This is a genomic window from Synechococcus sp. RS9909, assembly GCF_014279595.1.
GTDB lineage: Bacteria > Cyanobacteriota > Cyanobacteriia > PCC-6307 > Cyanobiaceae > Synechococcus_C.
In genome coordinates, this window is sequence record NZ_CP047943.1 from 766429 (window position 1) to 781784 (window position 15356).

A 15356-nucleotide genomic window follows, 5' to 3' on the forward strand; every position below is an offset into this window, starting at 1 on the left:
CGCACCTCTCATGGATGGCTGCGTAGGGTTCTGAGCCTTGTTGTGCTGTTCATGGTGCTGTGCAGCTCCCCTGCCCAGGCGCGGTTCGCCGCCTTCGCCGAACCGGAGGGTGGCGACGACGTTGCCGTGATCGAGCATCTCAAGCTGAAGGTGCCGGAGGCTGCACGGCAGGCCTGGTTGGAGGCGGAGCGGGGTAGCTGGGAACCCTGGCTGTCGCGTCAGCAGGGATTTCTGGGTCGGGATCTGCTCTGGAATCCTGAAACCGAAGAAGGCACGCTGCTGATCCGCTGGCACAGCCGAGAGGCCTGGAAGGCGATTCCGCTGCAGGAGGTAGAGGCTGTGCAACAGCGCTTTGAGCAGCTGGCCCGCGAGGCCACCGGCCAGCGTCTGGGCAATCCGTTTCCGCTCCTCTACGCAGGCGAACTGCTGCCCCAATGACGGCGACAGCGCATCTCGACTGGGACCGCCGCCGCCGCATCGGCATCAGCGAGGCGATCTGGGGGGAGCACAAGACGGCGGAGCAGATCGCGGCGATTCTGGAGTCGTTCTACAACCGCGGCGAACCTGCGCTGGTCACCCGCGTCGATGCTGCCAAAGCCGCTGCTGTGGCGGCGTTGCTGCCAGGGCATGCCCTGCAGTGGCATGACCAGGCCCGCTGCCTCAGCAGTGTTCCAATCGCGCTCGAAGCGATCGACGCAGCAGCGCCGGTCACCATCCTCAGCGGTGGCACCAGCGATCTTCCCGTGGCCAAGGAAGCGCAGCTGGCTCTGGCGTTCCAGGGCATCGCCGCCTCGTTGATGGTGGATGTGGGGGTGGCCGGCTTGCACCGTCTGCTCGAGCGGTTGCCACTGCTGCGCAGTGCGCAGGTGCTGATCGCCTGTGCCGGCATGGAGGGAGCTCTGCCCACCGTGCTCGCCGGACTCGTGCCGCAGCCGGTGATCGGTGTGCCGGTGTCGGTGGGGTATGGCGTCAGCACTGGAGGGCGCGCCGCGCTTGATGGCATGCTCGCCAGCTGTGCACCTGGCCTCACGGTGGTGAACATCGACAATGGCTACGGCGCAGCGATGGCTGCACTGCGGATCCTCAGCTCCTCAGTGGAGCGGGTCGTGGCCGATCGGAGTGAGAAGTGAGCCTTTTGGTTCGGACCCATCCAGCTCGAACAATTGCTCCACCCACAGCCGCATGGAGTGGGGCAGGGAGCCCTGCTCGTAACGCAACATCGCCTCGAACAACACAGGCGAATTCACCCATTGGATCGTGCGGCTGGCCATGGCGCAGGCAGCTTTGGTTGCACGATGGGGCTTGCTCAGGGGGTTGGCAAGGCTGCTGGCGTCGCGATTAGTCGGCTTTGTCGTATTTACTGCCCAAGCGCCACAGCTCGTTGCTGTGGGAGGGGGATTCGACAATGCGCAGCTTGCGCACCAGTTCAAACAAATCGGCCTGATCAAGTTCCCCGTTGCTTTGCCACTGCATGGCACGTGGATCGGGTTGTGGAGCAGCGGACAAAGGGGGGATAGCTGAAGTCTGAACAAGCTAATCAGCGCCGGAGTCGGTTTCCGCCCTGAAGCGCCGCTTTGCAGTGGAAGATTTCCTGAAGCCTGATTCAGAGATGCTGCAGATTCGGATAAGCGGTCACCAGTTCATCGGCGCTGAGCACATCGCCACTGCCGTCGGGTTGCCAGATCACCTCCAGGGCGATCAGGTCGCTGGAGGCCGTGGAGCCGAGGATGCGCAGGGCTTCACGCAACGCTTCGCCATTCTCGGTTTGCTTGATCGTCATTGGACGGCGGCTCGCCACCAACAGGGTGACGACGATGTATTCACTGGTGGCGTCGGCATCACCGCGTTGGGCCAGGTCTCCCGTGGTGGAACGAACGCCGCCCACGTTGCTGGTGAGCTCCTGCCGCAGTTTGCTGCGCTCGGTCATCGACAACCGATTGAAAGTGCTTTCTGCGGCACGGAAGGGGACGCTGCCGCATTCCGCATTGGCGTACACCCACAGCTCAGGCTGGCGCAGGAGGGCGAGGGTGGTGTCTTGAAGCACGCGTTGCAGGCCGGAAGCCTGGCTCGTGTCGGCCGTGGCGGCCAGTTGGCGCAGGTCGCTCTGCAGGGCTTTGGCACTCGCCAGCAACCCCACCTGCACCTGGATCAGGCTCACGGGGCCTGGATTGATCGTGTTGACCCGATCGCTGCCGATCGCATTGCCGCCGCCACTGCCAGCGCCACTGCCAGCGCCACGGAACGCATTCACCAGCACCCCCACGATCGCCATCAGGATCAGGAAGCCGAAGAGTCCGCCGCCGCCGAATCCGAAGATCGGGATGATGAACGGAAAGCCGATGCCACCTCCATAGCCGCGGCTGTAGCCACCGCCGTAGCTGCGGTTCAGTCCACCGCTGCGCGGCATCGATGGGGCCCGGAAACTGCCGCCGCCGATGCGGCCGCCACTGGCGGCTTCGCTCACCTGGGGCTGGATGATCAACACGCTGATGATCAACAGCGGGATCATCAGAATCGACAGGCCACGCTGCAGCCATGGATGCAGCGGTGATTGGCTCCGGGGATTCGGCATGCGTTCCTCAGCGGCTCACATCGTTGAAAACGACTCTAGGAACCACCACCCACGATGGTGACAATCTCCAACCTGTCGCCATCGCGGACGGTTTGGCTGTCCCAGCGATCCGGGGTGAGGATCAATCCGTTGAATTCCACCACCACCAAGCGGGGATGGTGCCCCAGCTGTTCGACCACCTCGGCAAGATTGGCCGGGGCTGGGCTGAGCAGGCGTGGCTCCCCATTCACCTGTAGTTGAAGCGTGGGCATCGCGGTTCAGGGCGGTCAGAACAAGTCAGAACACGGCAGCGATCACAACAGCGCCGTGAGCAGTTCGTGGCTGGCCGCCTGGGCATCAGTGGCGTCCATGATTGCGCGCACCACCGCCACCCGATGGGCGCCGGCCGCACGCACTGCGTCGAGCCGTCCGGCATCGATGCCGCCGATGGCGAACCAGGGAATGGAGGCATGGCGACTGGCTTCCTCCACCCAGTGCAGGCCGCGTGCGCTGCGATCCGGTTTGGTGGCTGTTGCATACACCGGACCGACGCCCACGTAGTCGCACCCTTCGTTTTGGGCCGTGAGCAGCTGCTCGAGCTGGTGGGTGCTGCGCCCCAGCAGGCGATGGGGGCCGATCAGGGCACGCGCTTCCCGTGTGGGGAGATCCTCCTGGCCCAGGTGCACGCCATCGGCATCCACCAGCAGGGCCAGATCAATCCGGTCGTTGACGATGAACAGGGCCTGATGCCGTTTGCAGAGATCGGCCAGGGCGCGTGCCTCCTCGAGCCGCTGCAGGTCATGGCCTTCCTTCGCTCTGTATTGCACCAGGGAGAGGCCCGCCTGGAGGGCTGCAGCGACCTGGGCCACCAGGTTCGGCACCGGTGAGGTCACCAGATAGAGCCGGCTCTCATGCAGGCGCCGCAGGCGTTCCTGATGGTCTCCAGCCTGCAGGATCGTGACCTCGAGGTCGTAGATGCCATAGCGGATTGCCGCGGCCGTCGCCGCCAGCTCCGGGTTGCTGTCGCGTCCGAATTCCTCGAGCACCCGCAGGGCTTCCTGAATCCGTCCGCAGTTGGCGGCCACGATCTGCTCCGCGTGGTCCCGCTTCTGCTGGGCGGGGTGGGCGAGGCCGGCGCCGCTGTCGGTGGCGGTGGACCGTGCTTCCTTGTAGGCCCTGTGGTGGTGGGCGCCGAGTCGCTGACGCCAATCCTTGAGGCGGATCACCAGATCCTGCCGGTCGAGTCCGAAGCGGCACCAGTCTTCAACGACGCGCAGTCCTTCGCGGGCCCGGTCGAGGTTGGCGTCGATCAGCCGGGCCACACGCTGATCGCCGGAGGCAGCGGCAAGCATCGATTTCATGGCAATCTTGGCAGAATCGCACGCCTACGAGCGGCCATGGATAACGGTGGATCCGAGAGCACCATGCACGTGTTGGTGTGGGGGATCGTGCTCCTGGGGGGGATCGGCGTGTTCATCGTCTGGGGCCTGGCGAACGCTTACCCCACCGGCGCCTGAAGCCGAAGACGTGCCCGTTGGGCATCGAGGCCGATCTGGGCGCTGAGTTCCTCCAGCCCTGAGAAGCGCTGCTGCCCGCGCAGGCGTTCCACCGGTTCCACCGTGAGCTCCCGCCCTTCCAGTTCGAGGCGGGTGTCGAGCAGATGCACCTCCACGGCCGAGGGGGAGGTGGGATCCACTGTGGGCTGGGGGCCGAGGTTCATCACCGCCGGTAGACGCTCGCCCTTGTCCTGGAGGAAGGCCCAGGCGGCATACACCCCGAGGCCGGGCAGGAATTTGCGCCCATCCACCTGCAGGTTGGCCGTCGGCCAACCCAGCTCGCGGCCGAGGCCTCGCCCTCGCACCACCCGTCCGCTGAAGCGATAGGCCCGCCCGAGCAACGCGCTGGCCCTGGCCAGGTCGCCGGCACCGAGGGCCGCGCGGATGCGACTGCTGCTCATCCGGCCGCCGTCGTCTTCCAGGATCGGCAGCACGCTGACCCGCACGCCAGCGCGTTCGCACAACCTGCGCAGGGTGTCGGTGTCGCCTGTGCGGTCGCGTCCGAAGCGGAAATTGGCACCGACGGCGATGTGGCGCGCCTGCAGGGTCGTCAGCAGCACCTGATCGACAAAATCTTCCGCCTGCAGCCCGGCCAGCTGCTGATCAAAGGGCACCAGCACCAGTTGCTCGATCCCCAGCGGTTCGAGCAGATCCACCTTTTCCGACGGCAGATCGAGCCGCAGGCGGGGTTCGCCATGCAGCACTTCGCGGGGGTGGGGCCAGAAGCTCACCACGCTCGGCAGGCCGCCGCAGGGATCGCCACACACGGCGTCGATCACGCGCCGATGGCCGGCATGGAGGCCATCAAAGCTGCCGAGGGCCAGGGCCGATGGCGTGCGGGCCTGCTGGGGTGAGCAGAGGGGGATCAAGGCTGGCCGTGCATCCGGCAGGAGTTAGTGCCAAGTTTGGACGACTGCCGTTCATTCGCGCATGGCCGATCGCCTTGATTTCCAGCAGCTCGCCCTGGGCGTGCGCCGGATGGCCTGGATCCGGTTCTGGATTCAGACGGCCCTCGGCGTGGTGGTGGTGGGGGTGTTGCTGTTCAACAACATCGGCGGCAGCCTGGCGCGCAACTCCGAGCGGGCGCTGGGGCTCGGGCCCGGCCTCTCACTCACCACGCTCTCGTTCTTTGTGTTGTTGTTCAGCCTCTGGCAGGGCTGGCTAACCGTGCGCCTTGGCCGCGCCCTGGGCAGCAACGCCAGACCCAGTCGCGGCGAGGCGAGTCGCCTGATCAAGCGCGGCTTGCTGGCGGATCTGCTCGGCCTGGTGCTCGCCTCTGTGGGCTATCAGAGCCTGGCCGGCAGCCTGTTCGTGCAGGCGTCGCTCCAGGCCCCTGGCTTCTTCGGATCACCGGTGGGGGGAACCAGCGCTCGCAGCCTGGTGGGTTACCCGATCACCTCGATCGAGATGCTTTCGGTGTTGAGCAACACCCAGGTGTTGTTCGCCCACACCATTGGCCTGATCCTCTCTCTCTGGTTGCTGCAGCGGATCTACCGCACCTGAGGGCGTCAGCGCACCAGCTGATCGGCCAGTTGCAACCGGGGCAGGCTGCTCAGGCCACCACGCCAGAACAGTTCCGGCTGGATCGGCGTCAATGACGGAGCATTGGCCTGAATCTGGGCCACATCGGTGGGCCAGTCGCGGGGGCCGTCGCCGCCGGATTCCAGATCGTCCACCGCTTCACCGGCCAGCCAGTAATAGGAGCGGCCGCGGGGATCGACGCGGGGGCTGAACTGCTCGTCGTAGCGCCGGATCGAGAGCCGGGTCCAGCGCAGCGCTCCCATCGCCTCCGGATGGCAGGGGGGGATGTTGAGATTCAGCAGCAGTTGGTCTGGCCAGCCATCGGCGAGGGCGGCCTCGGCCACCGCCAGGGCCAGCTCTCCGGCACCCGTGAAATCACGCCACTGGAAGCAGGCGCTGCTGATCGCCATCGCCGGCAGTCCTTCCAGGGTGCCCTCCATGGCGGCGGCCACGGTGCCGGAGCAGAACACATCCGTGCCCAGGTTGGGCCCGTGGTTGATTCCCGACAGCACCAGATCGGGCGGATTGTCGAGTAATTCGAACAGGGCCAGTTTCATGCAGTCGGCGGGGGTGCCGCTGCAGGCCCAGGCGGTGATGTCGTGCTCAAACAGTTCATCGGCCCGTTCCGCCCGAATCGGCGTCTGCAGGGTGAGGCCGTGGCCGGTGGCGGAGCGCTCCTGGTCGGGACAGACCACGGTGACGCTGTGGCCGCGACTGGCCGCCGCGGCGGCCAGAGCGCGAATGCCCGCTGCGAAGACGCCGTCGTCATTGCTGATCAGGATCCGCAGCGGGGACATGGCATCCGGGGCTTCTGGGGGGAACCTAAGCGTGCTGGCTGCCTACAGTCAGTCGCCGCGATCCCGATGCCGTGAGCGCCACCGTGTCTCTTCAGCAGCTCACCGACCAGTTGGAGGCCCTCGAAGCCGACGCTGCCGCAGCGATTGCCAGCGCCGCCGATGCCGAGGCGCTGGAGCAGTTGCGGGTGGGGTTGCTCGGCAAGAAAGGCCGCCTCTCCTGTGTGCTCGGCGCCATGGGCAAGCTGCCGGGCGATGAACGGCCCCTGGTGGGGCAGCGGGCCAATGTGTTGAAAACCCAGGTCCAGGAGCTGCTCAGTCAACGACTGCAGGCGGTGAAAAGCGCGGCGATGGAGGCCCGGATCGCTGCCGAAACCCTGGATGTCACGGCAGCGGCCAGTGGCACCCCCGTGGGGCATCGCCACCCTCTGATCACCACCACCGAGGAGATCGTTGATCTGTTCTGCGGCCTGGGCTATCAGGTGGCGGAGGGCCCGGAGGTCGAGAGCGACCACTACAACTTCACGGCCCTCAACATCCCTGCGGATCACCCGGCCCGTGACATGCAGGACACCTTTTATCTCCAGGACAACCTGCTGCTGCGCACCCACACCTCACCGGTGCAGATCCGTCACCTGGAGCAGACTCCGCCCCCCGTGCGCATCGTGGCGCCCGGTCGGGTGTATCGCCGCGATGCCGTCGATGCCACCCACTCGCCGGTGTTCCACCAGGTGGAGGTGCTGGCGCTTGATGAGGGCCTGGATTTCAGCCATCTGCGCGGCACGGTGATGGCCTTTCTCAAGGCCTTCTTCGGCGATCTGCCGGTGCGTTTCCGCGCCAGCTACTTCCCCTTCACCGAACCGTCTGCGGAGGTGGATGTGCAGTGGCGCGGGCGCTGGCTGGAGGTGATGGGCTGCGGCATGGTCGATCCGGCGGTGCTGGAGGGGCTGGGTCTGGATCCCGATCGCTGGAGCGGCTTCGCGGCCGGTTTGGGCGTGGAGCGCTTCTGCATGGTGCGCCACGGCATTGATGACATTCGCCGCCTCTACACGAGCGATCTGCGCTTCCTCGAGCAGTTCTGAGCCCTGCCTTAAGCCAGCGCAGCGGAAAGTCTCATAAAGTGCCGGAGCTGTTGTTTGGATGCGATCGGTGCCCCGGGTCGGACTGATCGTCAATGACGGCAAGCCGCTGGCGGTCGACACCGCCCAGACGATCCAGGCCCGTCTTGAACGCTGTGGCCATGAGGTGGTGCGCGCCAGCAGCGCCGGTGGCATGGTGGGATTTGCCAATCCCGACCAGCACCTGCGCCTGTTGGGCTACAACGCCTGCGTGCCGGAGGGGTTTGATCCCAGCATGGCTCTGGCGATCGTGCTCGGCGGTGATGGCACGGTGCTTTCGGCGTCGCGCCAGACGGCACCGGTGGGGGTGCCGATTCTCACGATCAACACCGGCCATCTGGGCTTTCTGGCTGAGGCCTATCTGGGTGATCTGGATCGGGCCCTGGAGCAGGTGCTCACCCAGCAATGGACGATCGAGGAGCGCGCCAGTTTGGTGGTGAGCGTGATGCGGGGTGATCAGCGTCGCTGGGAAGCGCTCTGCCTCAATGAGATGGCCTTGCATCGCGAGCCCCTCACCAGCATGTGCCATTTCGAGATCGCGATCGGTCGCCATGCCCCGGTCGATATCTCCGCTGATGGCGTGATCCTCTCCACACCCACCGGTTCCACCGCCTATGCCCTCAGTGCGGGCGGCCCGGTGATCACGCCCGATTGCCCGGTGCTGCAGCTGACGCCGATTGCGCCCCATTCCCTGGCGTCCAGGGCCCTGGTGTTCAGCGACCGCGAGCCGGTCACCGTGTTTCCCGCCACGCCGGAACGCTTGATGATGGTGGTGGATGGCAGTGCCGGTTGTTACGTGTGGCCGGAAGATCGGGTGCTGATCCGGCGCAGTGACCACCCCGTGCGCTTTGTGCGCCTCTCAGACCATGAGTTTTTCCAGGTGCTGCGCAACAAGCTGGGTTGGGGCTTGCCCCATGTCGCCAAACCGGATCGGCCATGACGACGGGACTGCTGGTGTTGCTTGTGGGCTCCGGCGCCGCCGTTCTGGCGCCGCGCCTGGAAGCTTCCGGGTATCAACCACTTGCCTGGTCGGCGGGAGCGGCTGCGGCCATGCCCGCCAGGGCTGAGACCCCGGTGGCAGCGATCCTGGCCCTGGATCAGGCGGATCGCATCCCTGATCTGCGCGCCCGCTTCGGAGCGATGCCGATCCTGCTGGATGTGGAGAACGACAGCGTTGAGGCGCGCGAGCTCTGCCTCAGTGCCGGAGCGGACGATTTCTGGCTCTCGTCCCTCGGTACCAGTGATCTGTTGCAACGGCTTCGCCTGCACCGCCGCATTCAGGCCCGCAGCGGAGAACAGCCCAGCCTGCTTCAGGTGGCTGATCTGAGCGTGGACCCCACCTGTCGTCAGGTCCGGCGCGGCAGTCGGCCGGTCGCGCTCACCGCTCGGGAGTATGCCCTGTTGATGGTCCTGTTCGATCACCGCGGTGAGGTGCTCAGCCGCGAGCAGATCCTGCGGGAGGTTTGGAACGACGAGCAGGGCACGTCCAGCAATGTGATCGAGGTGTATGTGCGTTATCTGCGCCAGAAACTGGAGGAGGGTGGCGAGAAACGCCTGATTCACACCATCCGCGGCCGCGGCTACTGCCTCAACGACGGCATGCCCCAACGCGAGCGTTCCTAGCCATGGAGCTGCCACCAGCCCAGTCGCCACCGCAGCAGCTGCCCTTGGAAGCGCGTTGGTGCGTGGCCGATCGTCGCGATGCCTGCGTGCTGCTTGAGGTGGCCGATCAGCCCCAGGAGCAACGCCTGGGGCTGATGCAGCGACCGGCCCTGCCGCCGCTCCGGGGGATGTGGTTCCCGTTCCGCCCCTCCAGGCCGCTGCGCTTCTGGATGTTCAACACGATTGCCCCGCTCGACATGGTGTTCGTGCGCGATGGCCAGGTGCTGGCGATTGAGCGCGATGTGCCCACCTGTCGGGCGCAACCTTGCCCGTCCTACTGGGCGGATGCGGATGGCAACGGCCGGGCTGATTTCGCCGATGGCGTGATCGAGCTCGGCGCTGGTGAGGCGACCCGGCTGGGCATCAGGGTCGGCCTGCCGGTGCGGATCGAGTCGATCGCTCCAGTTGTGGCGCCACGCCCGTCCGCCTCAACGGACGTCGAAGAATGAGAACGTCATCGTCAGGTCGTTGAAGTCCTGATCGCCACCGCCGGGTAGATCCTCCATGCCGATCCGGTTGCTGCCGAGGCGCCTGAAATGGTTGAACCCATCGGCATTGGCGGCGGCGAAGGCGAAGTAGATCGCCTCTTGGCCAGGTTCCAGCACTTCCACCACTGGGGCGATCAGTGCGCCTCCCTGCAGGGTGTCCTGCCGGTCGCTGGAGCCATCGTCTTCGGCCTCCAGTCCCTGCAGCGGCGTCACGCTGTTGCGGGGGGAGAGGGCCGCCTGTTGATAGCCGGCATCGCCAGGGCGGATCAGGGCGCCGCTGAGGGGATCGACGACAGCGCCTTCCGCATCCTGCACCACATAGAACCCCACCTGAGATTGAAAATCCGCCTCACGACTTGCGTTCACATCAACGGTGAGTTGTTGAAAGGGCTCGAGGCTGCGCAGGTCGAGGAGCACATCGTCTGGCGTGTCCTGCAGGGTGGCGATCGCGCTGCTGATCAGGCCATCCTGCTGGGGGATGAGTTCCTTGGCGGGATTGAAGTTCGCCGGGATCGCATCCGGGAAATACACCCCGGCCTGGAAGGGCATGGCTCCGTCGTAGTGACTGCTCCAGGGCGGGCCATCGAGGCTGGTGGACTGCAGCTGCTGAATCGAGGAGAGGATGGCGTAGGGCAGGTTGTCCTGGCCGTCGAAGGCGCGGGTGTCGGTGGAAATGGAGCCGGGCAGCGCATCCGGGTTGTTGCTGCTGTATTGCTGGCCAAGGAAGCCATCAATCAGGCCGTTGTGATGCAACACCGAGAGCACGTTCCACTGGCCATTGGCTCCCTTCTGGGTGTTGGTGAGGGGAAGGTTGGATAACTGCAGGGGGGCGAGCAGGCCGGAGCTGCTCAGCAGAGTGGCGATGTCGGGGTTGCTCAGGTTCTTGAACAGGCTGCTGGAGGGAACCGGGATGATCCTGGCCGCGTCGCCCAGCACCTGCCGACCGGCCCAGAGCACGGCGATCACGCCGGCATACACCTGATTCACCTCCTCCTGGCTGAGGCCTCCGGGTGCAAATTCAAAATCCTGGGCCCAGATGCTGTAGCCGCCTTGGCTATTGGCCCGTGTTTCCGCGCTGCTGAGAAATTCGCCCGGATAGGTGAGCACTGCCTTGAGAATCGAATCCGCCACCTGTAGGCGGTTGTTGTCATCGATGCTCTTGGGCAACAGACCGGCAATCAGGGGCCAGAGGTTCCGTCCGTCGAACTGGCGATCGTTCAGCGCGCACGACATGCCGACCACCCGCCCGTCGTTAATCAGATCAGCGCGTTGACCCTTGCTGAGCTCGCCGATCGGCACCACATCCGTGGGGATCGCACCCGCCTCGAGGGTGGCGCTGAGGTTGTCAACGAAATAGGCGTAGGTGGTGCGCATCGCTCAGCCGAAGAAACCCTTGGATTGCAGAAACAGGCCGATGGCCAGCAGCGGCCCGAAGCCGGCGATCAACAGGGTGATCTTCAGGCGCAGTGGAGACACCTGCTTGTCGGTCTGGCGCGGCATCGCGATCGGGGGCGGATGGCCTCTGATTCTGGGCCTCAGGTTGGGGGCTTGGTGCCTTTGAGGATCAGCACGGGATTCATCGGTGCCAGGCGGGTGCCCCCGGCGAGGGGTTGACCCCGCCAGGATTGCAGCTGACTGAGGGTCACTCGGCAGTCGGCCGTTTCCAGGAGCGGTCGGAGCTCGGCCAGGGCTTCGAGCGTGGCCAGGGGGATCACCACCACACCACCGGGCCGCAGACGCGTGAGCACGGCCTGCAGCAGGGCGGCCCGATCGCGCCCTCCCCCACCAAGCAGCACGCGGTCGGGGCCGGGCAAGTCCGGTAGCAGGGCAAGGGCATCGCCTTCCAGCACAGCCGCTGGCCGCACCCCCAGCCGCTCGGCATTGGCTTCGATCAAGGGCGCCCCGCCGCCCCGTCGTTCAATCGCCAGGAGCTGCAGGTCTGGCCTGAGGCGCAGGGCTTCCAGGCCCACACTGCCGGTGCCGGCCCCCAGGTCCCAGAGCACGCCGCGATCCGGCAGCTCCAGATCGGCGAGCAGCTGGATGCGCACCTCCCGTTTGGTCATCAGCCCCGGGCGGTCGTCGTGCTGCAGGAAGAGGCCGTCCTCGAGGCCGAAAAGGGGCAGGCGTTCCGGTGGCGGGGCGCTGGGCAGCTCCGCCAGGAGCACCACCAGATGCAGGGGATGGAGTGTGCTGGGGGAGGGATCCGGGGGGTGCAGCTGCTGCACCCGCTCGTCCGCGTGCCCCAGGGCTTCGAACAGCCAGAGCGCATAGGCGGTGTCCAGCCCACTGCTGCGCAGGATCGTTCTCACCTCCTCCACGCCGCCGCGGCTGGGGTCGGTGAGCACCGCCAGGGCTCTGGGCCGTTGCTGCAGTTGTTGCGCCAGCGCCAGGGGATCGCGCCCATGCAGGCTCAGCCATTGGGCGTCCTGCCAGGGGCGGCCGAGCCGGGAGAAGGCCAGCTGCAGGGAGCTCGGTGCCGGTTGAAAGCGGAGCCGATCAGCGCCCAGGCGCTCCACCAGGGTGCGGCCGATGCCGAACCAGAGGGGGTCACCGCTGGCGAGCACCACCGCCCGCGTGCTGGACGGCAGGGCCTGGAGTTGGTTGCAGAGCTGAAGAGGGGAATCGCTCGCGAGCAGCGTCGCCGGGTGGTGATCGCCAAGCCAGAGTGTGAGTGCCGAATGCAGACGCCGCGGCGCCGCGATCCAGTGCGCCTCTCGCAGCAGACGCTGTTGCGGCTCCGCCAGGCTGGCGGGTGCGCCGGCGTCGGTGCCGATCACCTCGATCATGGCGTCATTGTGGCGCTGGCGATGTCGATTGGAATGGGGTGAAGGACATGGGGTGAATGAAATGGATAGTGCGCAACAGGGGATGCGGAGCCGAGAGCGGCGTCAGCGTCTGCATGAACTCCTGCTGGCCCTGATCGCCCAGCAGGGCGACCTGGAACTGATGGATGCCGACGGTCCCGTGGGGATCAGTGCCGGGTCCAGCGGCGAGGCACCCGCTGATGCGGCCCGCTGGCTCGATCGCAATCGGCGTCTGCTGCAGCGCTACCAGGCCCTGGTGCGCACGGCGGTGACGCTCGATGCCCTGTTGGATGGTGAAGAGGCGTAATTCTGGCAATCTGGGGCGACTTTCGGCCCCTGTGCATGGCCCCGCTCGGACTCTCCGCTCTGCGTTCGCTGCTGGGCCGCCACAAGCGGCGCGCTCCCTGGCATCCGCCCGAGGCGAGCTGGAGCCGGCCCTTCGGCCTCGGTTGGGATCGCCCTTACACGGTGCGCTACGCCAGCAATCTCGATGATGGCCCCAATCACGGCATGCCCCTGGGGGGCTTTGGGGCGGGCTGCTTCGGCCGCGCTCCCGATGGCAGCTTCAACCTCTGGCACCTCGATGGCGGTGAGCACTGGTTCGGCGCTCTGCCCGACTGTCAGTTCGCTCTGTTCGAGCGCAATGGCAGCAGCACACGCGCCCATGCGCTGGCGGTAAAGCCCGAGGCCGATGCCTCGCGTCCGGATGGCGGTGAGCCCCTGGCCGCCTGGGATTGGTACCCCGCCAGCACGCCTGAGCGCAGCACCGGCACCTATGCCGCCCGCTATCCCCTGAGCTGGACCCACTACGACGGCGTCTATGACGCCGAGGTGCGCTGCGAAGCCTTCAGCCCGATCCTCCCCGGCGACTACCAACGCACCAGCTATCCGGTGGCGGTGTTCGTGTGGACGCTGCGCAATCCCACCCCAAAGCCGTTGGATTTGTCGTTGCTGCTGAGTTGGCGCAACACCAGCGGTTGGTTCACCAATACCGATGCCTCCGCGGAGGTGCACTTCCGTGATGACGGCAGCCCGGAGCACAACTACGCCCCGGCGATCGGCACAACCGATGGGCAGCGCAACCGCTGGATTGACGACGGCAACCTCAAAGGCGTGGTCCTGGAAGGGAACGTCTCCAATCCCATCGCCGAAGGCGAGGGCCAGTGGTGCATCGCTACTGCAGAGCAGCCGGGGGTGACGATTCAACGCTGCAGCCGTTGGAATCCCCACGGCGATGGCAACGAGCTCTGGAGCAGCTTCCGCGCTGACGGTTCGATTCCCGACAGCAACAATGACCGCCGCAGCGGCCACAACGATCCCCTCAGTGCCGCCCTGGCGGTGCAGTGTCAGTTGGCGCCGGGCCAGAGCCTCGAGATTCCGGTGGTGATCAGCTGGGATCTGCCGGTGACCGGTTTCGCCAGTGGGAGCCAGGCGCTGCGTCGCTACACCGATTTCTTCGGCGCTGAAGGCCATCAGGCCGCGGCGATCGCTGCTGAGGCGTTGCGCGACTGGCGCGACTGGAGGCAGCAGATCGAGGCCTGGCAGCAGCCGGTGCTCGAACGCAGTGATCTGCCCGAACCGGTGCGGATGGCGCTGTTCAATGAGCTCTACGACCTCTGCAGTGGCGGCAGTTTGTGGAGCGCGGCAACACCGATGGATCCCCACGGTCGCTTCGGCGTTCTCGAGTGCATCGACTACGCCTGGTATGAAAGTTTGGATGTGCGCCTCTATGGATCCCTGGCGCTGCTGCAGCTCTGGCCGGAACTCGACAAGGCGGTGCTGCGCAGTTTTGCCCGGGCGATTCCCGCGGCCGATGCCACCCAGCGGCCGATCGGTTGGTATTTCACCCAGGGCAAAGGCCGCGTGGAGGCCGACCGTAAGGTGAAGGGGGCGACCCCTCACGATCTGGGGGCACCGAATGAGAACCCCTGGGACGCCACTAATTACACCGCCTATCAGGATTGCAACCTTTGGAAAGACCTGGCCAGCGACTATGTGCTCCAGGTGTGGCGCACGTTCAAGTTGTCGCCCAGCGGTGAAGACATCAACTTTCTGGCGGAGTGCTGGCCCGCGGCCGTGGAAGCCCTCACCTATCTCAAGGGCTTCGACACCAACAACGATGGCTTGCCTGATAACGGCGGCGCCCCGGATCAGACCTTTGACGACTGGCCGCTCAAGGGTGTGAGCGCCTACTGCGGCGCCCTCTGGATTGCGGCCCTGGAGGCGGCCCTGGCGATGGGGCAGCAGTTGCAGTTGGCCACAGGCCTGGACACCGCCGCTGAGCAGCACACCTTCAGCACCTGGCTGGAGCAATCTCGCGCCAATTTCGACACGCTGCTCTGGAACGGTGAGTACTACGACATCGATGCCGAGAGCGGCACACCGGTGGTGATGGCCGATCAGCTCTGCGGTGATTTCTACGCACGTTTGCTGAAGCTGCCAGCGGTGGTGAGTGATGCCAATTGCCGCAGCACCCTCAAGGCCGTGAAGGAAAGTTGCTTTGAGGCGTTCCAGGGCGGCAGCCTCGGGGTGGCCAACGGCCTGCGCCGCGATGGCACCCCGCTCGATCCCCAAGGCACCCATCCGCTCGAGGTGTGGACGGGGATCAACTTCGGCATCGCCAGCTACTACCGCTTAATGGACGACACCAGCACCGCCCTGGCGATCACCTCCGCCGTGGTGAACCAGGTGTATGCGGGCGGGCTGCAGTTCCGCACCCCCGAAGCGATCACAGCGGTGAACACCTTCCGCGCCTGCCACTACCTGCGGGCGATGGCGATCTGGGGACTCTGGGCCACCCACACCGACTGGCAGCGGATTCCCGGGGCTGAACGGGGGTAATCGGTTTCGCCGCCAGCACCA

19 protein-coding genes are annotated in these 15356 nt (G+C 66.0%); 9 read left to right on the top strand and 10 right to left on the bottom strand.

Annotated elements, in window-relative coordinates:
- Positions 1–51 precede the first annotated feature (51 nt).
- Positions 52–438, top strand: a complete 387-nt coding sequence (locus SynRS9909_RS03895; protein ID WP_050752568.1) for a TIGR03792 family protein — start codon at positions 52–54, stop codon at positions 436–438.
- Positions 435–1130 (top strand): nickel pincer cofactor biosynthesis protein LarB, encoded by a 696-nt coding sequence (larB, locus tag SynRS9909_RS03900; protein ID WP_186593787.1) that lies wholly within the window; start codon positions 435–437, stop codon positions 1128–1130. The genes SynRS9909_RS03895 and larB overlap by 4 nt, the downstream gene beginning before the upstream one ends.
- Here the strand turns inward: larB and SynRS9909_RS03905 are convergent.
- From SynRS9909_RS03905 to SynRS9909_RS03925, 6 genes are all read right to left on the bottom strand, one after another.
- Positions 1092–1271, bottom strand: coding sequence for a hypothetical protein (locus SynRS9909_RS03905; RefSeq protein ID WP_038000779.1), 180 nt, complete (start codon positions 1269–1271; stop codon positions 1092–1094). The genes larB and SynRS9909_RS03905 overlap by 39 nt on opposite strands.
- Before the next feature lie 67 nt (positions 1272–1338).
- Positions 1339–1473, bottom strand: a complete 135-nt coding sequence (locus SynRS9909_RS13895) for a hypothetical protein (protein WP_007100373.1) — start codon at positions 1471–1473, stop codon at positions 1339–1341.
- 130 nt (positions 1474–1603) lie between these two features.
- Complete coding sequence (locus SynRS9909_RS03910) at positions 1604–2572, bottom strand: DUF1517 domain-containing protein (protein ID WP_007100372.1); 969 nt, start codon at positions 2570–2572, stop codon at positions 1604–1606.
- Between the two features lie 35 nt (positions 2573–2607).
- Positions 2608–2823, bottom strand: coding sequence for a sulfur carrier protein ThiS (gene thiS, locus SynRS9909_RS03915; RefSeq protein ID WP_007100371.1), 216 nt, complete (start codon positions 2821–2823; stop codon positions 2608–2610).
- A 42-nt stretch (positions 2824–2865) separates the two neighbouring features.
- Positions 2866–3912, bottom strand: a complete 1047-nt coding sequence (locus tag SynRS9909_RS03920) for a thiamine phosphate synthase (RefSeq protein WP_007100370.1) — start codon at positions 3910–3912, stop codon at positions 2866–2868.
- Positions 3913–4049: 137 nt separating this feature from the next.
- A complete protein-coding gene (locus SynRS9909_RS03925; RefSeq protein ID WP_007100368.1) occupies positions 4050–4976 on the bottom strand; it encodes a bifunctional riboflavin kinase/FAD synthetase in 927 nt (308 codons plus the stop codon).
- A 61-nt stretch (positions 4977–5037) separates the two neighbouring features.
- On the opposite strand from SynRS9909_RS03925, the gene SynRS9909_RS03930 reads away from it, so the two are divergent.
- Entirely contained in the window at positions 5038–5610 is a 573-nt protein-coding gene (locus tag SynRS9909_RS03930) for a DUF3611 family protein (protein ID WP_007100367.1), read from the top strand.
- A gap of 5 nt (positions 5611–5615) precedes the next feature.
- Here SynRS9909_RS03930 and surE read toward each other — a convergent pair whose 3' ends face one another.
- Positions 5616–6425, bottom strand: coding sequence for a 5'/3'-nucleotidase SurE (gene surE, locus SynRS9909_RS03935; protein ID WP_007100366.1), 810 nt, complete (start codon positions 6423–6425; stop codon positions 5616–5618).
- Between the two features lie 71 nt (positions 6426–6496).
- On the opposite strand from surE, the gene pheS reads away from it, so the two are divergent.
- The 4 genes from pheS to SynRS9909_RS03955 all read left to right on the top strand — a co-directional run bounded on the left by pheS (position 6497) and on the right by SynRS9909_RS03955 (position 9651).
- Positions 6497–7504 carry a phenylalanine--tRNA ligase subunit alpha gene (pheS, locus tag SynRS9909_RS03940; RefSeq protein ID WP_007100365.1) on the top strand — a complete coding sequence of 336 codons (1008 nt, stop codon included), beginning with the start codon at positions 6497–6499 and terminating at the stop codon, positions 7502–7504.
- Between the two features lie 67 nt (positions 7505–7571).
- Positions 7572–8480, top strand: coding sequence for an NAD(+) kinase (locus tag SynRS9909_RS03945; RefSeq protein WP_007100364.1), 909 nt, complete (start codon positions 7572–7574; stop codon positions 8478–8480).
- The gene (locus SynRS9909_RS03950; protein WP_007100363.1) at positions 8477–9163 is read left to right on the top strand and encodes a winged helix family transcriptional regulator; all 687 of its coding nucleotides are present in this window, start codon (positions 8477–8479) and stop codon (positions 9161–9163) included. Before SynRS9909_RS03945 ends, SynRS9909_RS03950 begins: the two co-directional genes overlap by 4 nt.
- Before the next feature lie 2 nt (positions 9164–9165).
- Entirely contained in the window at positions 9166–9651 is a 486-nt protein-coding gene (locus SynRS9909_RS03955; RefSeq protein ID WP_007100362.1) for a DUF192 domain-containing protein, read from the top strand.
- On the opposite strand, the gene SynRS9909_RS03960 is transcribed toward SynRS9909_RS03955, so the two are convergent.
- Genes SynRS9909_RS03960 through SynRS9909_RS03965 form a run of 3 tightly spaced genes read right to left on the bottom strand, consistent with a single transcriptional unit; the run spans position 9631 to position 12476 of the window.
- Positions 9631–11064, bottom strand: coding sequence for a DUF4114 domain-containing protein (locus tag SynRS9909_RS03960; protein WP_007100361.1), 1434 nt, complete (start codon positions 11062–11064; stop codon positions 9631–9633). The two genes, SynRS9909_RS03955 and SynRS9909_RS03960, sit on opposite strands and share 21 nt — an antisense overlap.
- A 3-nt stretch (positions 11065–11067) precedes the next feature.
- Positions 11068–11190: a hypothetical protein gene (locus SynRS9909_RS13900; protein ID WP_007100360.1), complete on the bottom strand. Its 123-nt coding sequence runs from the start codon at positions 11188–11190 to the stop codon at positions 11068–11070.
- A 35-nt stretch (positions 11191–11225) separates the two neighbouring features.
- Positions 11226–12476, bottom strand: a complete 1251-nt coding sequence (locus SynRS9909_RS03965; protein ID WP_007100359.1) for a bifunctional cobalt-precorrin-7 (C(5))-methyltransferase/cobalt-precorrin-6B (C(15))-methyltransferase — start codon at positions 12474–12476, stop codon at positions 11226–11228.
- A gap of 61 nt (positions 12477–12537) precedes the next feature.
- Between SynRS9909_RS03965 and SynRS9909_RS03970 the strand changes: the two genes are divergently transcribed.
- Positions 12538–12801 (top strand): hypothetical protein, encoded by a 264-nt coding sequence (locus tag SynRS9909_RS03970; protein WP_050752437.1) that lies wholly within the window; start codon positions 12538–12540, stop codon positions 12799–12801.
- 35 nt (positions 12802–12836) lie between these two features.
- Entirely contained in the window at positions 12837–15335 is a 2499-nt protein-coding gene (locus SynRS9909_RS03975) for a GH116 family glycosyl hydrolase (RefSeq protein WP_007100357.1), read from the top strand.
- The last annotated feature ends 21 nt before the right edge of the window (positions 15336–15356 follow it).

What these genes read in the sequence shown, in the direction of transcription:
- SynRS9909_RS03895 (WP_050752568.1), top strand. Translation starts at nt 52, where the DNA reads ATGGTGCTGTGCAGCTCCCCTGCCCAGGCGCGGTTCGCCGCCTTCGCC.
- larB (WP_186593787.1), top strand. Translation starts at nt 435, where the DNA reads ATGACGGCGACAGCGCATCTCGACTGGGACCGCCGCCGCCGCATCGGC.
- SynRS9909_RS03905 (WP_038000779.1), bottom strand. Translation starts at nt 1,271, where the DNA reads ATGGCCAGCCGCACGATCCAATGGGTGAATTCGCCTGTGTTGTTCGAG.
- SynRS9909_RS13895 (WP_007100373.1), bottom strand. Translation starts at nt 1,473, where the DNA reads ATGCAGTGGCAAAGCAACGGGGAACTTGATCAGGCCGATTTGTTTGAA.
- SynRS9909_RS03910 (WP_007100372.1), bottom strand. Translation starts at nt 2,572, where the DNA reads ATGCCGAATCCCCGGAGCCAATCACCGCTGCATCCATGGCTGCAGCGT.
- thiS (WP_007100371.1), bottom strand. Translation starts at nt 2,823, where the DNA reads ATGCCCACGCTTCAACTACAGGTGAATGGGGAGCCACGCCTGCTCAGC.
- SynRS9909_RS03920 (WP_007100370.1), bottom strand. Translation starts at nt 3,912, where the DNA reads ATGAAATCGATGCTTGCCGCTGCCTCCGGCGATCAGCGTGTGGCCCGG.
- SynRS9909_RS03930 (WP_007100367.1), top strand. Translation starts at nt 5,038, where the DNA reads ATGGCCGATCGCCTTGATTTCCAGCAGCTCGCCCTGGGCGTGCGCCGG.
- surE (WP_007100366.1), bottom strand. Translation starts at nt 6,425, where the DNA reads ATGTCCCCGCTGCGGATCCTGATCAGCAATGACGACGGCGTCTTCGCA.
- SynRS9909_RS03950 (WP_007100363.1), top strand. Translation starts at nt 8,477, where the DNA reads ATGACGACGGGACTGCTGGTGTTGCTTGTGGGCTCCGGCGCCGCCGTT.
- SynRS9909_RS03955 (WP_007100362.1), top strand. Translation starts at nt 9,166, where the DNA reads ATGGAGCTGCCACCAGCCCAGTCGCCACCGCAGCAGCTGCCCTTGGAA.
- SynRS9909_RS03960 (WP_007100361.1), bottom strand. Translation starts at nt 11,064, where the DNA reads ATGCGCACCACCTACGCCTATTTCGTTGACAACCTCAGCGCCACCCTC.
- SynRS9909_RS13900 (WP_007100360.1), bottom strand. Translation starts at nt 11,190, where the DNA reads ATGCCGCGCCAGACCGACAAGCAGGTGTCTCCACTGCGCCTGAAGATC.
- SynRS9909_RS03965 (WP_007100359.1), bottom strand. Translation starts at nt 12,476, where the DNA reads ATGATCGAGGTGATCGGCACCGACGCCGGCGCACCCGCCAGCCTGGCG.
- SynRS9909_RS03970 (WP_050752437.1), top strand. Translation starts at nt 12,538, where the DNA reads ATGGATAGTGCGCAACAGGGGATGCGGAGCCGAGAGCGGCGTCAGCGT.
- SynRS9909_RS03975 (WP_007100357.1), top strand. Translation starts at nt 12,837, where the DNA reads ATGGCCCCGCTCGGACTCTCCGCTCTGCGTTCGCTGCTGGGCCGCCAC.